The organism is Erwinia sp. LJJL01 (genome assembly GCF_047300805.2).
Classification (GTDB): Bacteria; Pseudomonadota; Gammaproteobacteria; order Enterobacterales; family Enterobacteriaceae; genus Erwinia; species Erwinia aphidicola.
Genome location: NZ_CP178576.1, coordinates 3,695,471 through 3,714,564, shown reverse-complemented (window position 1 = coordinate 3,714,564; position 19,094 = coordinate 3,695,471). Strand labels below are relative to the sequence as shown.

Genomic DNA, 19,094 nt, shown 5'->3' with positions numbered 1-19,094 from the left:
CTAACTGATTATGCCAGAACTCTACCGCTACGACCTGCCGACCAGAGCAGGCGACCAGCGCCAGCTGGGGCAATTAACCGGTGCAGCCTGTGCCGTTGAATGTGCCGAAATGGTTGAACGTCATCAAGGCCCGGTGGTATTGATTGCACCGGATATGCAGAATGCACTGCGCCTGCAGGATGAAATTAAACAGTTTACCGATCAGCCGGTGATGGCGCTGGCGGACTGGGAAACGCTGCCTTTTGACAGTTTTTCGCCGCATCAGGAAATTATCTCCTCGCGACTCTCCACCCTGTATCAACTGCCGACGCTTGAGCGCGGCGTGCTGATCCTGCCGGTTAACACGCTGATGCAGCGTGTCTGCCCGCACAGCTTCCTGCACGGCCATGCGCTGGTGATGCAAAAAGGGCAAAAGCTGTCGCGCGACAAGCTGCGCGCCCAGCTGGAACAGGCGGGCTATCGCAGCGTGGATCAGGTGATGGAACACGGTGAGTTTGCCACCCGTGGCGCACTGCTTGACCTTTACCCGATGGGCAGCGACCGCCCCTACCGCATTGACTTTTTCGATGATGACATCGACAGCCTGCGGCTGTTTGACGTCGACAGCCAGCGCACTCAGGAAGAGGTCGCGGCGATTAATCTGCTGCCCGCGCATGAGTTCCCGACCGATAAAGCCGCGATTGAGCTGTTCCGCACCCAGTGGCGCGAACATTTTGACGTGCGTCGTGAAGCCGAGCATATCTATCAGCAGGTGAGCAAAGGCACCCTGCCCGCCGGGATCGAATACTGGCAGCCGCTGTTCTTCGAGCAGCCGCTGCAGCCGTTATTCAGCTATCTGCCGGCCAATACGCTGCTGATCATTTCCGGCGACCTGGAAGCCAGCGCCGAACGTTTCTGGCAGGATGTTAACGCCCGCTATGAGAACCGCCGCGTCGACCCGATGCGTCCACTGCTGCCGCCGCCAACCCTGTGGCTGCGCAGTGATGAGCTGTTTGGCGAACTGAAGCAGTGGCCGCGCGTGCAGCTGAAAACCGAACTGTTGGCCGATAAAGCCGCCAATACCAATCTGCATTATGAAACGCTGCCGGATCTGGCGGTGCAGGCCCAGGCCAAAGCACCGCTTGATGCCCTGCGCCGTTTTCTGGAGAGTTTCAGCGGCCCGGTGGTGTTCTCGGTAGAGAGCGAAGGCCGCCGCGAAGCATTGCAGGAGCTGCTGGCGCGCATCAAGCTGAAGCCGACGGCGATCCACTCGCTGCCGGATGCGCAGGCGCCAGGCCACTATCTGCTGATCGGCGCCAGCGAACACGGTTTTATCGACGGCCTGCGTAACCGCGCGCTGATCTGCGAAAGCGATCTGCTGGGCGAGCGCGTTAGCCGTCGTCGCCAGGACAGCCGCCGCACCATCAACCCGGACGTGCTGATCCGCAACCTCGCGGAACTGCATCCGGGCCAGCCGGTGGTGCATCTGGAGCACGGCGTCGGGCGCTATATCGGCCTGACCACGCTGGAAACCGGCGGTATCCAGGCGGAGTATCTGATGCTGGCGTATGCCGGCGATGCCAAGCTGTATGTACCGGTGTCGTCTCTGCATCTGATCAGCCGCTACGCGGGCGGTGCCGAAGAGAACGCGCCGCTGCACAAGCTGGGCAGCGATGCCTGGTCGCGCGCGCGCCAGAAAGCGGCAGAAAAAGTGCGCGATGTGGCCGCCGAACTGCTGGATATCTATGCCCAGCGTGCCGCCAAAACCGGCTTTGCCTTTAAGCATGACCGGGAACAGTATCAGCTGTTTTGCGAGAGCTTCCCGTTCGAAACCACCCCTGACCAGTCCGCTGCTATTAATGCCGTGCTGAGCGATATGTGCCAGCCGCTGGCGATGGACCGCCTGGTGTGTGGCGACGTGGGCTTTGGTAAAACCGAAGTGGCAATGCGTGCCGCCTTCCTCGCGGTGGAAAACCACAAGCAGGTGGCGGTGCTGGTGCCGACCACCCTGCTGGCCCAGCAGCATTACGATAACTTCCGCGACCGCTTCGCCAACTGGCCGGTGCGCATTGAGATGCTGTCCCGCTTCCGTACCGCCAAAGAGCAGGTGCAGGTGCTGAGCGAGGCGCAGGAAGGCAAGGTTGATATTCTGATCGGCACACACAAGCTGTTGCAGAGTGAGATCAAATGGCGCGATCTCGGCCTGCTGATCGTCGATGAAGAGCACCGCTTCGGCGTACGGCATAAAGAGCGCATCAAAGCGATGCGTGCCGATGTGGATATTCTGACGCTGACCGCCACGCCGATCCCACGCACGCTGAATATGGCGATGAGTGGGATGCGCGATCTGTCGATTATTGCCACGCCACCGGCCCGCCGCCTGGCGGTAAAAACCTTTGTGCGCCAGTACGATGAGCTGGTGGTGCGCGAGGCGATCCTGCGTGAAGTGCTGCGCGGCGGCCAGGTTTATTACCTCTACAACGACGTCGAAAATATCGAGAAGGCCGCACAGCGTCTCTCCGAACTGGTGCCTGAAGCGCGTGTCGCTATCGGCCATGGTCAGATGCGCGAGCGCGAGCTGGAACGGGTGATGAACGATTTCCACCACCAGCGGTTTAACGTGCTGGTGTGTACCACCATCATCGAAACCGGCATCGATATCCCGACCGCGAATACCATTATTATCGAACGTGCCGATCACTTTGGTCTGGCGCAGCTTCACCAGCTGCGTGGCCGCGTGGGCCGTTCTCACCACCAGGCCTACGCCTGGCTGTTGACGCCACACCCGAAAGCGATGACCACCGACGCGCACAAACGCCTGGAGGCTCTGGCTTCGCTGGAAGATTTGGGCGCGGGCTTCGCGCTGGCAACGCACGATCTGGAAATCCGTGGTGCCGGTGAGCTGCTGGGAGAAGGTCAGAGCGGCCAGATGGAGACGATCGGCTTCTCGCTGTATATGGAGCTGCTGGAAAATGCCGTGGATGCGCTGAAGGAGGGCCGTGAACCCTCGCTGGAGGATCTCACCAACAGCCAGACGGAGATCGAGCTGCGCATGCCTGCGCTGCTGCCGGATGACTTTATCCCGGATGTTAATACCCGCCTCTCCTTCTATAAGCGGATTGCCAGCGCGCAGGAGTCCGGCGAGCTGGATGACCTCAAGGTTGAGCTGATCGACCGCTTTGGCCTGCTGCCGGATGCAGCGCGTAACCTGCTGGATATCGCCGGGCTGCGTCTGGTGGCGAAGAAGCTGGGCGTGCGTAAGGTGGAAGCCAGCGAGAAAGGCGGCTTCGTTGAGTTCGCCGAGAAAAATAAGGTCGACCCGGCCTGGCTGATTGGCCTGTTGCAGAAAGATCCGCAGCAGTGGCGGCTGGACGGCCCGACGCGCATTAAGTTTATGCGCGACCTCGGCGAGCGCAAAGTGCGTATGGGCTGGGTGCGGGAGTTCATGGATAAGATGCTGGAGAACGCGGCAGCGTAACTCATAACGCAAACAACAAGGGCGGACCGAAAAAAAGGGTCCGCCCCTACAGGTGATGCCGATAACCTGAATATTGTAGGGGCCGACCGCTTTTCGGGTCGGCCCAAATATTAGGGGCGGACCGTAAAAGAAGGTCCGCCCCTACAAAACATCGCGCCAGGATGCTATTACGCTTTGTCGCTCAGCACCAGCTGACCGTTATTATCGAGCGGGATGCGCGTGCCTGGGTCGTTTTCCATGCGGATTTTACCCTGCTGGTCACCAATTTTATAGGTGACGTCATAGCCCAGCATCTTTTCCTGCTTGTCGTAAACGGTTTTGCAACGCTGCTCGGAAGTGGTGTAAGTATCGCGATCCTGCAGGGCGCCCTGCACCTGATTACCACCGTAGCCGCCGGCCAGCGCACCCGCTACCGTTGCCACATCGCGACCACGACCGCCACCAAACTGGTGACCCAGTACCCCGCCCGCTACCGCGCCCAGCACTGAACCGGCAATGCGATTTTCATCCTGCACGGCGCGACGATGCGTCAGCGTAACGTTGCGGCACTCCTGACGAGGGTTCTTCAGCGTCTCTTTGATTGGCGTTGCAGAGAGCACCTGCGCGTACTGCGGTCCGCGATCGAACACGTTCATACTTGCCACAGCGGCCACACCCAGGGCGGCTGCTACACCGATGCCAATACCCGCTAACATTGATTTATTCACAGGAAAACCTCCTGAAATTGTTACCGCGCATGATTGCCTGCTGAGACGTCCTGTAACAGCTACGGCATTCCCGGCGTGCGCGACGCGCCGTGGTAATGAGTCTTGAGTTTGCGTTGTGTGAGCGAATGTGACAATAAGAATACTGGAAGAAAAAGGGCCAGCGCATGATAAGAGAAAGCTTTTAAGAGAGTTCTTAACGGGGGGTTCAGACGGCGCTATCAGAACAACGGCTTATAGCTAGTGGCACTATAAGCCGTTTATTTTACAGAAAGCGGCGGGATTAATGCAGCTTCATTCGTGGACGGATCACACGGTTAATACTGCCCACCAGCATCATCAGACCGGTTTTAAAGTAGCCGTGCAGCGCCACCTGGTGCATACGATACAGTGAGATGTAAACGAAACGCGCAATGCGCCCTTCGACCATCATTGAACCGCGCATCAGGTTACCCATCAGGCTGCCCACGGTGCTGAAACGGGACAGGGAGACCAGCGAGCCATGATCTTTATAGACGTAGGGCTTCTGCGGCTGCCCTTTCATCTCTGCCAGAATGTTGGCCAGCACGCGGGAAGCCATCTGGTGCGCGGACTGCGCACGCGGCGGTACAAAACCCCCGGACGGCAGCGCGCAGGAAGCGCAGTCGCCAATCGCGTAGATATTCGGGTCGCGCGTGGTTTGCAGCGTTGGCTCAACCACCAGCTGGTTGATGCGGTTGGTTTCCAGACCGCCCAGATCTTTCATAAAGTCCGGTGCTTTGATGCCTGCAGCCCAGACCATCAGATCAGCTTCGATAAATTCGCCGGACTTGGTGTTCAGGCCTTTCTTGTCTGCGCTGGTCACCATGGTTTGCGTCAGAACGCGCACGCCGATTTTGCTCAGCTCCTGGTGGGCGGCGCTGGAGATACGCGGCGGCAGCGCAGGCAGAATGCGCTCACCGGCTTCCACCAGCGTGACGTTCAGCGCCTGGTTATCCAGACCTTTATAGCCATAGCTGTGCAGCTGCTTAACCGCGTTGTGCAGCTCGGCTGACAGCTCTACGCCGGTGGCACCGCCGCCAACGATAGCGATATTGACCTTCTCCTGCGTGCCTTCGCTGGCAGAGAACTTCAGGAACAGGTTCAGCATTTCGTTGTGGAAACGGCGCGCCTGGTGCGGGTTATCGAGGAAGATACAGTTATCCTTCACGCCCGGCGTACCGAAGTCGTTGGAGGTACTGCCCAGCGCCATCACCAGCGTGTCGTAGGCCAGCTCGCGTTCCGGTACCAGCACTTCACCCTGCGCATCGCGGATTTCCGCCAGCTGCAGGCGGCTATTTTCGCGGTCGAGGTTGGTCAAGGTGCCAAGCTGGAAGCTGAAGCCATGCTTGTGGGCATGAGCCAGATAGCTCAGACCGTCGATGCCTTCATCCAGCGATCCGGTGGCGACTTCATGCAGCAACGGCTTCCATAAATGGCTATGGTTGCGGTCGACCAGGGTAATCTGGGCTTTCTTCTTGCGGCCCAGCTTATGGCCGAGCTGAGTAGCCAGTTCAAGTCCCCCGGCACCTCCGCCGATAATCACAATTTTCTTCATAGGTGTTGTCAAACGACCCCCTGTAAAAGTGAACCAATCGTTAATTAAAAGTTAAATAAATAACCTTAATTAACATAGGGTTGGCGATATTAATTCGCGAGCTGGGGTCAGAATAACACGGAGGAAATCATCTGCTATAAGAAAATTGATCCTGGTCAATGTTATTAGCAAAACTAAGAATAGTACGAATAAAGACCACAAAATCAGCCCGCACTTTAGCGGGCTTCAGCGGCTGGATGTGACGCCGGGTGCGGCGGTTTAACCGAGTGTTTTGAAGGCGTTAATGCGCGGCAGATGGTGGGAGATGTTACGGAACTTGTGGCCCTCAACTTCATCCCACACCACTTCGTAATAGTGGTGTAAGGCCTGCGCGCTGCGGGTGCTGTCGAGCGCATCGTCATGGCGGGAGAGAAACACCAGCCCGCGCTGACGATTCTGTTCGCGAAAGTGGTTGACGCACTTGGTGTCAATATCCAGGTACTCTTCCGGACGATCAATCTTGCCGTCCATCACTTCATTCGGCCACAGATTGGGGTTAAACATCACCTGGCGCACATTGCAGAGAAAGCCAATACGCTCGGCCCAATAACCGCCCAGCCCCACGCCGCAAATCAGCGGGCGATCGTCATCGCTCTGACGCAGCATCTTGTCGGTTTCTTTGAGCAGATGCTGCATATCATGTTTAGGATGGCGGGTGCTGTAGCTGAGCAGGCGCACGTCCGGGTCGATGAACTGAAGCTGCAACACTTTTTCGTGATTGCCCGGGCTGTTTGAATCAAAACCATGCAGATAGATAATCATCGTCATCCTCATTGTGATTCGCCACGGGCAGCCTGTTGTCAGATGCCCGCAGCCGCTTTATGGGCCAGCCAGCGCTCCTGCAGCGTATTTAACGCGTTGCTCGTCTCCTTCCAGCGCGACGATTCCTGCAGTTGCTGACGGGTAAAGGTTCCCCGATGGTAGAGCTGAGCGACCCTTTCTGCATTGATCGGCGACAGGTTATCCAGCACGCTGACCGCGCCTGCGCGGTTATTACACACCAGGATCATATCGCAACCGGCATCCAGCGCCGCCTGGCCACGCTCTGCGTAGCTGCCCATAATCGCCGCGCCTTCCATCGACAAATCGTCAGAGAAGATCACCCCGTTAAAGCCCAGCTCCTTACGCAGTACCGTTTTCAGCCAGTGTGATGAGCCGCTGGCCGGGCGCGGATCGACTTCAGTATAGATAACATGGGCAGGCATAATAGCGTCCAGCGCCTGCTCGGCGATCAGCTGCTGAAAGATCGGCATATCATGATGGCGGATCTCCGCCTCGCTGCGCGTATCTCGCGGTGTCTCTTTATGCGAGTCCGCACTGACGGCACCATGTCCGGGAAAATGTTTTCCGGTGGTCTTCATGCCGGCATCATGCATGCCGCGAATAAAACAGCGCGCCATTTGCAGGGCAATTGCCGGGTCTTCGTGGAAAGAGCGCTCGCCAATCGCCGCGCTACCGTGGCCGATATCCAGCACCGGGGCAAAACTGATGTCGATGTCCATGGCGATCATCTCCGAGGCCATCAGCCAGCCTGCCTGCTGCGCCAGCTGTTCCGCGCTGGCCGCATCATTCAGCGCAGCAAACGCCTGCATCGCCGGCAGACGGGTAAAGCCGTCGCGGAAACGCTGCACGCGGCCGCCTTCCTGGTCCACTGCCACCACCAGCCGGTTGCGCGAAGCGCTGCGGATCTGCCGTACCAGCTCACGCAGCTGCGCCGGGTCATGATAGTTGCGGCTAAACAGGATCAGCCCCCCTACCAGCGGATGCTGTAAAATCTCACGCTCTTCCGCATCCAGCTCGCAGCCGAGCACATCTAACATTACCGGTCCCACACTTCACCTCTTGTTCTGTCGTTGCTGCCAGCCTTCTGCTGCCAGCGTATAAAAATGTTGTTCACCGCTCTGCTGCGCCCGCAGCTCGTACCAGCTGGTCGCCAGCAGAGACAGCCACGGCTGCCAGCGCTGGATCTGGCCGCTCAGCGCGTCAATGTTCAGCTGCTGACGCTTGGCATAACGGGTAATAAGCCGCTGTTGCTGCGCGCCGTCCAGCCCATTGGCGCTGATGATGGCGGCCAGCTCCAGCGCCACATCGCCATCCGCTGCGTACTCCCAGTCAATAAAGCGCAGCCGGCTGCCTTCGGCGACCAGATTTCCGCAGTGGAGATCCATATGCAGCACCGCCAGCCGCAGCGGATGCGGTTGACCCTGACGCTGCAGCTGCCGCAGCGCGCGCAGCCACTGAACGGTGCGGCGCTGCGGCTGGCTGCGCTGCCAGTAATCCATCAGCAGCGGCATCAGCTGCAGGCGATAACCGCTCAGCGGCTGGTGATGTAAGCTGACAACCTCATCCACCAGCCCCTCCAGCCAGCTGTCCAGCTGCCCGGCGCTCAGTACGTCGCCTGGCTGCCACCCCAGCAGCAGCCAGTCGCTATTCCTGCCGTGTACGCCAGGCGTCAGGCCACTGGCGGCCAGCTTACGCAGCAGACGATATTCGCGCTGGCGGTCAACCCCCGGCATGGTCTGCCCGCTGGCTGCCCGCCGTGCCAGAAATTTGCGATCGCCCAGCGAGACCTGCACGCTGTAGCCGCTCAATCCGCTGAGCGCAGAAAAGGAACCGGCGGCACTCGCCGCCGGAAACTGTTGCCCGATCAGCCTGTCGAGCGCGGGATCAGTGCTGGACGGCACCGCTGCCTGACCAGATGATTTCGCCGGTCTGCACCAGCATCAGCTGCATCTGCAGCGTCGGTGACTTCACGTCACCTTCGGCATTGCTGTACAGCACGTACTGGGCGCCGACATAGCGCGCCAGGCCAATCGCTTTGCTGCGCGACACCAGACTGTCCTCTGCGGAGAGCCCCAGCGTCTGTTTCGCTACCGCCAGCTGCTGTGAGGTGACGAGGGTAAACTGCGCGTTGTTCGCCAGCGAGCTTTGCAGCGCCGCGGTCGCTTTCGCGCTCTGCAGGCTGCCGTTAGTGCTGTTCTTCACGTTATCCACCAGCAGTACGCTGCCCGCCGTGACGCCGTCTGCTTTCAGCATCTGCGCCACCAGCGGTGATACGCTGGCAGGCCAGTTGATGGTCTGCATTTTTGGCGGCTGCGGTACGTTCTGGCCCGGTTCCGGTTTTGGCTGCTCCGGCACGGTGACCGGCGGCTGCACGGGCTCAACCTTGGCGGGTTGCTCAGGCTGCTGCTGCTGTTGATTATTGATACAGCCGCTCAGAATCAGCGCCAGTAGCAGCACGCCTGAGAGCTTAAAGATATTCCTGTTCACACTTAACTCCTTACAGATACAGGTAGAGACGAACTTTGCTCGCCGTCAAATTACCGGTTTGGGATGAGATGTCGGCTTTACCATGCGCGGGGACTGTCACCGTGCGCGGGCGCTCAAAAGGTAAGATCTCTAACCCTTTATCATCATACCAGTAGAAGCGATAAGTGACCTGAACCGGCTTTTCCTGCTGATTAAACAGCACGGTGGTGGCGCGCTGCTGCCCTTCCCTTTCGCCAATATTCGGTTCATCGGTGGTAATGCCCGCCGACAGCACGGCCGACTCCATCACTAACGACTGTGAGGTATTGATGGTGGTGCGCTCGCTGCTGCATCCGGCTAACGCTACCAGTAACGTGAGTGCCGTTACGCTTGCCCGCATAGATTTGTGTCCGTAGTCGTTGGCGTTCAGGACGCCAGCATTGGGCCTAAAGGACGGCCGCCGAGCAGGTGCAGGTGGATGTGATACACCTCCTGACCCCCGTGCTTATTGCAGTTCATGATCAGGCGATAGCCATCATCGGCGATGCCCTGATCTTTAGCGATTTTCGCCGCAACCGTCATCATGCGCCCCAGCGCAGCTTCATGCGCGGCGCCAACATCATTGGCGGTAGGGATTAAGATATTCGGCACAATCAGAATATGCGTCGGTGCCTGCGGGGAGATATCGCGAAATGCGGTAACCAGCTCATCCTGAAAAATGATGTCGGCCGGGATCTCACGGCGGATGATTTTACTGAAAATGGTTTCTTCAGCCATGCTGCATGTCCTTGAGCGTAATATAAGTTACCGCAGTATGAGCGAGAGAATCCTTTTCTTTCAACCTGCAACTGACTTTTCTTTCGCTAATCGCACGGCTTTACGACGTTATGCCCCCGCCCGCCCGTCAAAAAATTATTTTTGCGTGACGCTTCGCAGAATGAACTGCCATTTTCGATAAAAACGAAACACTGTTTTATAAATTTAGAGATCCCGCAAGGTAATCACGGTGATTTTGCCACTCTACTCAATTTGCTGGCAAAAACGACAAGGTTGAATGGTTGGGAACACTCTACTTTTCCACCATCCGTTCTGAGTTGTCCGGAATACGTGGTTGAAGCCACCCTACAGCAAAGGAGCTTTCCTGATGCACACTCGCAAGATCGGACTGGTGAATTACCTTGCCTACGGCTCCGGGGATTTCCTCGGTGCCGGGACCACGGCGCTGACTGCCGCCTGGCTGCTCTATTTCTATACCACCTTCTGCGGCATGACGCCGATTGAAGCGACTTTTATCTTTGCCCTTGCCCGCGTGCTGGATGCGGCGATCAGTCCGTTAATGGGGTTTCTCACCGACAACTTCGGTACCACCCGGCTGGGAAAACGCTTTGGCCGCCGTAAATTCTTCATCCTGCTCGGTATTCCCGGCGTATTCAGCTACAGCCTGATGTGGGTCGGAGAGATGAGCTATCTGTGGTATCTGCTGACCTACCTGGCGTTTGATATCGTCTACACCATGGTGCTGGTGCCGTATGAAACCCTGGTACCGGAAATGACCGACGATTTTAAGCAGAAAACCCGCTTTTCCGGCGCGCGCATCGCACTGGCCCAGCTCTCAACCATCCTCGCCGCGTTTCTGCCCGGCATTCTGCTGGGGATTTTTGGCAAGGACAATGCGGTGTCATTTTTCTATGCCAGCCTGGTGTTCTCCACCCTGTGCGCCATCGTGCTGATGCTGGTGTGGGCGTTCACCTGGGAGCGCCCGGCAGATGCCCTGTCGGCCGAGTCGCAGCGCGCCATGGCGGAGAAACAGCAGCTTAACCTGCGTCAGAGCCTGCAACGGCTGTATGTGGAGCTGGCTTCCGCGCTGCGCATTCGTATCTTCCGCCAGCATCTGGGGATGTATCTCGGCGGCTATATTGCGCAGGACGTGTTTAACGCGGTGTTTACCTGGTACGTGGTGTTTGTGCTGATGCAGGGTGCGCAGCTGGCTGCCAATCTGATGGGCACCATGGCGGTTCTGCAGTTTATTGCGGTGATCGGCATGATCCCGCTGTGCATTCGTATCGGCCCGGCCCCGGCTTACCGCCTGGTGGTGGCGCTATTCGCCGCCAGCTCCCTCTCCTATGCGCTGCTGTGGTATGCCGGGATGAGCAACAGCCTGGCGCTGCTGGTGCTGATCTCTGCAGTGGCCGGGCTGGGTCGCGGCGGCATTAATTACATCCCGTGGAACATTTACACCTACATTGCCGATGTCGATGAGGCGATTACCGGCCAGCGCCGCGAGGGGATTTTTGCCGGCATCATGACGCTGACGCGCAAAGCCTCGCAGGCAGGTGCCGTGATGGTGGTGGGCATCGTGCTGCAGCTTTCCGGCTTTGTCTCCGGCAGGTCAGAGCAGCTGCCGCAGGTCAGCCATACGATTATCTTTATCCTCAGCGTCGGCACGCTGGCAATACTGACCTGCGGCTTTGTTATCTCACTGCGCTTTAAGCTCAACCTGCACACGCACCGCACGCTGCGCGAAGAGACGCTGAAGATGCGCGCGGCTGATGGGCCGGTACCTCAGCAGTTAAGCGCGCAGGCACGCGCCACCGTCGAGACGCTGACCGGCATGGCCTATGAAAATCTGTGGGGTAATAACAATATTGGCTACCTCAACCGTAATAAACCTGCGGCAGCTATGCTGCCGCAGGCGCCCACCTTCCCTGCTATCCGACCTCAGGAGCACCATGATGACAGTCTACCCGGTTAAGTACAGCGCGCTGCTGCGCCAGCCCGAATTCCTGCTGCCTAAGCCCGAACTGAGCAAACTGATTGCCCGCGTCAGCGACAATCTGGTGAGCATTACCGACGAAAGCGGCGAGTTTCTGCTGCGCCTTGACGATGGCCGGGTGATTGACACCAAAGGCTGGGCGGGCTGGGAGTGGACGCATGGCATCGGGCTGTACGGCATGTATCACTATTACCAGCAGACCGGGGACCCGCTGACGCTGCAACGTATTGACGACTGGTTCCGCGCCCGGCTGGCAGAAGGCACGCCGACCAAAAACGTCAACACCGCCTGCCCGTTTCTGACGCTGGCCTGCCGCTATGAGGAGACGCGCGACCCGACGCTGCTGCCGGTGCTGGAGCGCTGGGCGGAGTGGGTGATGTATGAGATGCCGCGCACCGAACATCACGGTATTCAGCACCTGGTTTATAACAATGAGAACCACCAGCAGATGTGGGATGACACGCTGATGATGAGCGTGATGCCGCTGGCAAAGATCGGCCAGCTGCTGAACCGCCCCGAATTCGTCGAGGAAGCCACCTATCAGTTCCTGCTGCACACCCAGTATCTGATGGATCGTAAGAGCGGCCTGTGGTTCCACGGCTGGACCTTCGACGGCCAGCACAATTTTGCCGAAGCGCGCTGGGCGCGTGGCAATAGCTGGCTGACGATTGCCATCCCCGATTTTATCGAGCTGATGAACTGGCCGGAACAGCACGCCACGCGCCGCTATCTGTTGCAGGTGCTGGAGACTCAGGTCAGGGCGCTGGCGCAGTGCCAGCATGAAAGCGGGCTGTGGCATACGCTGCTCGACGACAGCGACTCGTATCTGGAAGCCTCCGCTACCGCCGGGTTTGCCTACGGGATACTGAAAGCGATACGCAAACGCTATATCAGCCGCGACTATACGCCGGTGGCGGAACGGGCGTTACAGGGAGTGATTGAGCGCATTAATGATGCAGGCGAGCTGACGCAGGTCTCATTCGGCACCGCGATGGGCAATGACCTCGACTACTATCGCCAGGTACCGCTGACCTCGATGCCTTACGGCCAGGCGATGGCGCTGCTGTGCCTGACGGAGTATCTGCGGGTCTATTTGTAGTCGCTTCATCGAGCTGTAGATAAAAAAAAGGGACGGGCATTGCCCGTCCCCGACTCACGTCATGAATTACATGTTACGGATGTAGTCATCCATTTCGGTTTTCAGGTTATCGGACTTTGTGCCGAAAATTGCCTGAACGCCGGAGCCTGCCACAACCACCCCTGCAGCGCCCAGTTTCTTCAGGCCAGCCTGGTCAACTTTTGCCACGTCGGCAACGCTCACGCGCAGACGGGTGATGCAGGCATCGAGGTTGGTGATGTTCTCTTTGCCACCAAATGCCGCCACCAGGTTACCGGCCATTTCGCTGGCTGAACTGGTGCTCTGCTCGCTGGCGGTATCTTCACGGCCAGGGGTTTTCAGGTTCAGTTTGACAATCAGCACGCGGAACACGGTGTAGTAAACCAGCGCGTAAACCACCCCGACAATAGGGAACAGCCAGATGCGGCTGCTGTTGCCGCTCAGCACGATAAAGTCGATCAGACCGTGTGAGAAGCTGGTGCCGTCACGCATGCCTAACAGGATAGCGATTGGGAAGGCCAGGCCCGCCAGGATAGCGTGGATGGCATACAGGATTGGCGCAACGAACATGAACGAGAACTCGATCGGTTCGGTAATCCCGGTCAGGAACGAGGTCAGCGCAGCGGAGATCATGATGCCGCCCACTTTTGCGCGGTTCTCAGGCTTCGCTGAGTGCCAGATGGCGATTGCCGCCGCTGGCAGACCATACATTTTGAACAGGAAGCCGCCGGACAGCATGCCCGCAGTCGGGTCACCCGCCATGTAGCGAGGGATATCGCCATGGAACACCTGGCCCGCGGCGTTGGTGTATTCACCGATCTGCATCTGGAAAGGTACGTTCCAGATATGATGCAGACCAAACGGCACCAGCGAGCGCTCAACCACCCCATAGATACCAAAGGCCACAACCGGGTTCTGATAAGCCGCCCACTGTGAGAACGTCTGGATGGCGGTACCGACCGGTGGCCAGATAAAGGAGAGGATCACGCCGAGGAAGATGGCGGTGAAACCGGAGATAATCGGCACAAAGCGTTTACCGGCGAAGAAGCCCAGATACTCAGGCAGCTTGATGCGGTAGAAGCGGTTAAACATATACGCGGCGATGGAACCGGCAATAATACCGCCCAGTACCCCGGTGTCCGCCAGGTGTTTCGCCGCAATTTCTTCGGCTGGCAGATGTAATACCAGCGGGGCGACCACGGCCATGGTTTTCACCATAATACCGTAGGCCACTACGGCCGCCAGTGCTGAAACGCCGTCGTTATTGGTGAAGCCCAGCGCCACACCAATAGCAAAAATCAGCGGCATGTTGGCGAACACCGAACCACCGGCTTCCGCCATAACGTGTGAAACTACCAGAGGCAGCCAGCTGAAGTTGGCAGAACCAACGCCCAGCAGAATACCCGCGATCGGCAGAACCGATACGGGCAACATCAGCGATTTACCGACCTTTTGCAGGTTCGCAAATGCATTTTTGAACATAGTGTAAAGCTCCTGAGTATGAGTGCTTTTTTTATCGCAGGCTGAGAGATCGGCCTGCGTTGCAGAGGGGGGAGGACCCGCTGCGGGTGGAGCGCTTTGCGCTCTCGGTATTTATTACGAAGAGTAAAATAAATCCGTTAAAATTTGTTTGATGGCTATCACGTTTCGTTGAACGTGGGCCATTTCTTTAGAAGATTCCGGCAAAAAAGGGCCGTTTTCCGGCACAAAAAAAGTGCAGCAGCCTTTAATGGCGCTGCACTTTACGACTTCTGCCTATTAATTACGAGCTATAAAAGAAATAGCTGCTCAATCATTAATCGGCGAGGCGCGACATCGGGACGTGGAACAGGCGTGAGAAGTTTTCCGTAGTGGCCTGGGCCATCTCTTCAATACTCACCCCTTTGACCACCGCCATATATTCCGCCACATCGCGCGTGTAAGCCGGCTGGTTTTCTTTACCACGATGCGGCACCGGGGCCAGATAAGGCGAGTCGGTTTCGACCAGCATGCGGTCGAGCGGAACGTAGCGCGCCGCGTCACGGATCTGCTCCGCGTTACGGAAAGTGGCAATGCCGGAGAACGAGATGTAAAAGCCCATATCCAACAGCTTTTCGGCCGTCTCACGATCTTCGGTAAAGCAGTGCAGCACGCCACCGCACTCGTCGGCCTTCTCTTCCTGCAGGATCGCCAGCGTGTCTTCACGCGCATCGCGGGTGTGGACGATCACCGGTTTGTTCAGATCGCGCCCTACGCGGATATGCTCGCGGAAGGAGGCCTGCTGACGCGCTTTGGTCTCTTTCTGGTAAAAGTAGTCCAGCCCAGTTTCTCCCATCGCCACCACGCGCGGATGGGCTGCCAGGGCGCGCAGCTCGGCGAAGTCGTACTCCTCTTCCTGATTCAGCGGATGCACACCGCAGGAGTAGGCCACGTTTGGCCGCTCGCCAATCAGGTCAACCATGGCCTTGTACCCCGGCAGCGTGGTCGCCACTGCCAGCATAAATTTCACATCGCGCGCGGCGGCCTTGGCCAGCACGTCGGACACGTCCTGATGCAGGGTTTCATAATTCAGGCCATCAAGATGGCAGTGGGAATCGACTAAAAACATCGCATTACTCTCTAATTCGGTGAAGCGGCCGCAGCCGGTTTAACAATAGCTTCCCAGCTCAGCAGCTGTTCGGTTAGCAGCAGCTCGCGGTTAACCGCGACCACATTGAGCAGACGATCGCGGCACTGCATCCACTGGCGCAGGCTGGCATCGATCGCCGCCGAGGGCAGCAGGCTGGCAAGGTGAATCACTTCAGCCTGGCGGTCAACATTGCTGATATATTGCCCGCCGCCCTGTTGCCACTTGACGGCATCCACCAGCAGCGAACAGAGCCAGCCGATGCGCCGTGCAGCGTCATCATGGTTGAGTGCAGGCAGCAGGCCCAGCGTATCGCCCTGCAGGGCGGCAGGCAACGCCTGACAAACCTGCTGGCGCTGCTGCCAGGTTTTTTCTTGCAGCAGTTCAAGCGCGGCCGCCGGTGCCCCGGAGGCAAGGCGCAGCGCAGCGGTGCGCTCATTCAGCCCGGCGGCACACTGCTTATGCAGCCACTGCAGGCTTTGTGCTTCATCCGGCGGCGCGAGGTGCCACAACAGGCAGCGGCTGCGCAGCGTTGGCAGCAGGCGCGACGGTTCACGGCTGCTGAGAAGAAACCAGGTATTCTTCGGCGGCTCCTCCAGCGTTTTCAGTAAAGCATTGGCCGCCGCTTCGGTCAGCTGCCCGGCATCCGGTAGCCAGACGACTTTTGCCCCGCCCTGCTGCGCGTGGTGCCAGAGCTTCTCGGTCACGTTACGTACCGCATCAATGCCGAGCGAACTTTTGCCCTTCTCCGCTTCCAGCCGATACCAGTCCGGATGCGTCCCCGCCTGCATTAGCTGGCAGGGGTGGCACTCGCCGCAGCTTTTCAGTCCGTCCGGCTGTTTGCACATCAGCCAGCGGCTGATGCCCCAGGCCAGCGCATCGTCCCCCATACCGGGCAGCGCCTGAATCAGCAGGGCATGATGCCCGCGCTGTGCCTGGTGCTGGCTGAGGATCTGGCGATAGCTGTGGTTCAGCCACGGATACCAGTTCATTGCTGTTCCTGTAGCCACTGGTTGAGCGTGGCCTTCAGCGCGGCGCTGACCTGTTCCAGCGGCTGGGTGGCATCCACGCTGCGGATACGGCTATCGGCGGCGGCCAGGGCAAGATAGCGCTCACGCGTGCGGGTAAAGAAGTTCAGCGACTCCTGTTCGATACGGTCGAGCTCACCGCGCGCGCGCGCGCGCTGCAGGCCAATCTCCGGGGTCACGTCAAGGTACAGGGTCAAATCCGGTGCGAAATCGCCCAGCACGGCCTGCTTCAGGCTGCTCATCAGGTTGCTGTCCATACCGCGCCCGCCCCCTTGGTAGGCTTGAGAAGAGAGATCGTGACGATCGCCCACCACCCATGCACCGCGTGCCAGCGCAGGTTTAATCACGTTTTCCACCAGCTGCACGCGTGCGGCGTAGAGCATCAGCAGCTCGGCCTGGTCAGTAACCTGCTCCCCCTCAATGCCCTGTTTGATTAAATCGCGCAGTTTCTCGGCCAGCGGCGTGCCGCCCGGTTCGCGGGTGAAAACAATATCGTTAATGCCGTGGCGCTGCAGTTCACTGACTATCGCATCGCGTGCCGTGGTTTTTCCTGCGCCTTCCAGCCCTTCGATAACGATAAATTTACTGTTCATTTTTTTCCTTCAGCGCGAGGCGATACACCTGCACGGCTTTGTTATGGCTCGCCAGGTTGGTAGTAAAGGTGTGCCCCCCTTTCCCATCGGCGACAAAATAGAGGAAGTTGGTCTTTTCAGGGTGGGCTGCTGCTTCCAGGGAGGCCTTACCCGGCATCGCAATCGGGCCTGGCGGCAGGCCGCTGATGGTGTAAGTATTATAGGCGGTCGGCGTTTCCAGATCTTTACGCGTCAGGGTGCCTTTATAGCTGTCGCCCATCCCGTAGATCACGGTTGGGTCGGTTTGCAGACGCATACCAAGGCGCAGGCGGTTAATAAACACCGAGGCCACTTTACTGCGTTCTTCACTCACCGCCGTCTCTTTCTCAACAATTGAGGCCATGGTCAGCATATCATTTTTGCTTTTATACGGCAGATCATCCATTTTGCCCTGCCAGACGCTATCCACCAGTTTTTCCATGCGCTCATGGGCGCGGTTCAGCAGCGCCACATCGGTGGTGTTTGCGGTATACAGGTAAGTATCCGGATAGAACCAGCCTTCCACGCCCTGCTGCTCGCCCTCTAACTTGAGCGCAGCGGCCACCGTCGCCAGCTTATCGTCGCTCAGCGTGTGCTTGATGTAGGGCGCGCTGCGTAGCTGGCTCAGCCACTCCTGCATGCGCGTACCTTCAACAAAACGCAGCGGGAACTGCGCTTCTTTACCGCTGGCCAGCAGTTGCAGCATCTCACGCACGGTCATTTCTGGCGTAAAGCGGTAGGTCCCGGCTTTGAATTTCGACAGCTCCGGTTCCAGCTTCAACAACATCCCAAACCACGGCGTGCTGCTGATAATGTGTTTTGATTCCAGCTGCGCTTCCAGTACCACTCGCCCGGAACCGGCCGGCAGCGTAAAGAGAGTTTCACTGTCAATAGTCAGGGCGGAATCGGCAAACTGACGCGTTTTCCAGTAGCTGAATGCGGCAGCCAGCACGGCGATAGCCAGCAGCGCGACGAGTATCTTTCGGATTTTAGTCATGAAGTTTCCACATCATTCATTATCAGGGTTGAGCTGGCTGAACAGGTCGCGTGACGTATAGCGCCACGCCTCAATCTGGCTGACCGGCAATATCGGCATCAGCGCGTTGGTAATCAGCACTTCTTCCGCATCGGCCAACACCTCATAGCCCTGGCGCACTTCGCTCAGGGTATAACCAAGTGCGATGACCTGTTGCATCACCTGCTGGCGCTGGATGCCGTTCACCCCGGAGGCGCTGAGATCGGGGGTAAATACCTGTTTTCCCACGCGCCAGAATAAATTTGCCGCACAGCATTCCACCAGCATGCCGTCACTGTCAAGCACCAGCGCCTCATCCGCGGCGGTCTGCTCAAGCTCTGTGCGGATCATCACCTGCTCAAGGCGGTTGAGGTGTTTTATCCCGGCCAGTAGCGGATTTTTCCCCAACCTGACCGTGCTGAGCGCCAGACGCACCCCGGTCTGGCGCAACCTGAGATAGTGCACGGGCCAGGCGGAGAGTGAAATAATTCGAGCAGGCTGCTGGCAGCCGCTGGCGCTGTAGCCACGCCCGCCGCTACCGCGCGTAATAATCACTTTCAGCACGCCATCATCTATCGTGCTGGCGATAGCCGTGATTTCCTGCGCAAGGAGCTGCCAGTCAACCCCCGCGATCCTCAGGCGCTCGCAGGCCTGTTGCAACCGCTGGAGGTGGGCTTGCGGTCGTAGCATACTGCCGTGCAGAACACGGGCGGTCGTAAAGCAGCCGTCACCAAACTGCACGGCACGGTCGCGTGCGTCAATGCTCTCCTGCGCCAGGCCATTCACCCACATCATGCTTGCTCTCCGTAATTTTTACCCGAACAGATTACCTGTCCGGCGCGCCAGAATCATCTGATTCCAGGTAATGAAGCGTATAGAACCGGCCCGCAACGGCCACAAATAAAAAAGGCCCGCTGGGT

17 protein-coding genes are annotated in these 19,094 nt (G+C 58.3%); 3 read left to right on the top strand and 14 right to left on the bottom strand.

Annotated elements, in window-relative coordinates:
* The first annotated feature begins 10 nt into the window (after positions 1-10).
* Complete coding sequence (gene mfd, locus ACLI4M_RS18380) at positions 11-3,457, top strand: transcription-repair coupling factor (protein ID WP_133623941.1); 3,447 nt, start codon at positions 11-13, stop codon at positions 3,455-3,457.
* Between the two features lie 167 nt (positions 3,458-3,624).
* On the opposite strand, the gene ACLI4M_RS18375 is transcribed toward mfd, so the two are convergent.
* From ACLI4M_RS18375 to hinT, 8 genes are all read right to left on the bottom strand, one after another.
* Positions 3,625-4,164, bottom strand: a complete 540-nt coding sequence (locus ACLI4M_RS18375) for a glycine zipper 2TM domain-containing protein (protein ID WP_048916375.1) — start codon at positions 4,162-4,164, stop codon at positions 3,625-3,627.
* A 280-nt stretch (positions 4,165-4,444) separates the two neighbouring features.
* The gene (locus ACLI4M_RS18370) at positions 4,445-5,749 is read right to left on the bottom strand and encodes an NAD(P)/FAD-dependent oxidoreductase (protein WP_048916376.1); all 1,305 of its coding nucleotides are present in this window, start codon (positions 5,747-5,749) and stop codon (positions 4,445-4,447) included.
* A gap of 246 nt (positions 5,750-5,995) precedes the next feature.
* Entirely contained in the window at positions 5,996-6,538 is a 543-nt protein-coding gene (ycfP, locus tag ACLI4M_RS18365) for an alpha/beta hydrolase YcfP (RefSeq protein ID WP_133623942.1), read from the bottom strand.
* A 38-nt stretch (positions 6,539-6,576) separates the two neighbouring features.
* Entirely contained in the window at positions 6,577-7,596 is a 1,020-nt protein-coding gene (gene nagZ, locus ACLI4M_RS18360) for a beta-N-acetylhexosaminidase (protein WP_180276708.1), read from the bottom strand.
* Positions 7,597-7,611: 15 nt separating this feature from the next.
* The gene (thiK, locus tag ACLI4M_RS18355; protein WP_133623943.1) at positions 7,612-8,460 is read right to left on the bottom strand and encodes a thiamine kinase; all 849 of its coding nucleotides are present in this window, start codon (positions 8,458-8,460) and stop codon (positions 7,612-7,614) included.
* Positions 8,444-9,034 (bottom strand): penicillin-binding protein activator LpoB, encoded by a 591-nt coding sequence (lpoB, locus tag ACLI4M_RS18350; protein WP_099753418.1) that lies wholly within the window; start codon positions 9,032-9,034, stop codon positions 8,444-8,446. Before lpoB ends, thiK begins: the two co-directional genes overlap by 17 nt.
* A gap of 22 nt (positions 9,035-9,056) precedes the next feature.
* Entirely contained in the window at positions 9,057-9,425 is a 369-nt protein-coding gene (locus tag ACLI4M_RS18345) for a YcfL family protein (protein WP_099753402.1), read from the bottom strand.
* 26 nt (positions 9,426-9,451) lie between these two features.
* Entirely contained in the window at positions 9,452-9,802 is a 351-nt protein-coding gene (gene hinT / locus ACLI4M_RS18340) for a purine nucleoside phosphoramidase (protein WP_133623944.1), read from the bottom strand.
* A 367-nt stretch (positions 9,803-10,169) separates the two neighbouring features.
* On the opposite strand from hinT, the gene ACLI4M_RS18335 reads away from it, so the two are divergent.
* Both ACLI4M_RS18335 and ACLI4M_RS18330 read left to right on the top strand, forming a co-directional pair.
* On the top strand, positions 10,170-11,777 hold the full coding sequence (locus tag ACLI4M_RS18335; RefSeq protein ID WP_133623945.1) for an MFS transporter: 1,608 nt from the start codon (positions 10,170-10,172) through the stop codon (positions 11,775-11,777).
* Positions 11,758-12,897, top strand: a complete 1,140-nt coding sequence (locus ACLI4M_RS18330) for a glycoside hydrolase family 88/105 protein (RefSeq protein ID WP_133625088.1) — start codon at positions 11,758-11,760, stop codon at positions 12,895-12,897. Before ACLI4M_RS18335 ends, ACLI4M_RS18330 begins: the two co-directional genes overlap by 20 nt.
* Positions 12,898-12,963: 66 nt before the next feature.
* On the opposite strand, the gene ptsG is transcribed toward ACLI4M_RS18330, so the two are convergent.
* From ptsG to pabC, 6 genes are all read right to left on the bottom strand, one after another.
* A complete protein-coding gene (gene ptsG, locus ACLI4M_RS18325; protein WP_048916384.1) occupies positions 12,964-14,397 on the bottom strand; it encodes a PTS glucose transporter subunit IIBC in 1,434 nt (477 codons plus the stop codon).
* Between the two features lie 313 nt (positions 14,398-14,710).
* Positions 14,711-15,502, bottom strand: coding sequence for a metal-dependent hydrolase (locus ACLI4M_RS18320; RefSeq protein ID WP_099753398.1), 792 nt, complete (start codon positions 15,500-15,502; stop codon positions 14,711-14,713).
* A gap of 11 nt (positions 15,503-15,513) precedes the next feature.
* Complete coding sequence (gene holB / locus ACLI4M_RS18315; RefSeq protein WP_048916386.1) at positions 15,514-16,512, bottom strand: DNA polymerase III subunit delta'; 999 nt, start codon at positions 16,510-16,512, stop codon at positions 15,514-15,516.
* On the bottom strand, positions 16,509-17,141 hold the full coding sequence (gene tmk / locus ACLI4M_RS18310; protein WP_133623946.1) for a dTMP kinase: 633 nt from the start codon (positions 17,139-17,141) through the stop codon (positions 16,509-16,511). The genes holB and tmk overlap by 4 nt, the downstream gene beginning before the upstream one ends.
* Complete coding sequence (gene yceG / locus ACLI4M_RS18305) at positions 17,131-18,156, bottom strand: cell division protein YceG (protein ID WP_133623947.1); 1,026 nt, start codon at positions 18,154-18,156, stop codon at positions 17,131-17,133. Before yceG ends, tmk begins: the two co-directional genes overlap by 11 nt.
* Before the next feature lie 12 nt (positions 18,157-18,168).
* On the bottom strand, positions 18,169-18,969 hold the full coding sequence (pabC, locus tag ACLI4M_RS18300) for an aminodeoxychorismate lyase (protein ID WP_133623948.1): 801 nt from the start codon (positions 18,967-18,969) through the stop codon (positions 18,169-18,171).
* Positions 18,970-19,094 lie beyond the last annotated feature (125 nt).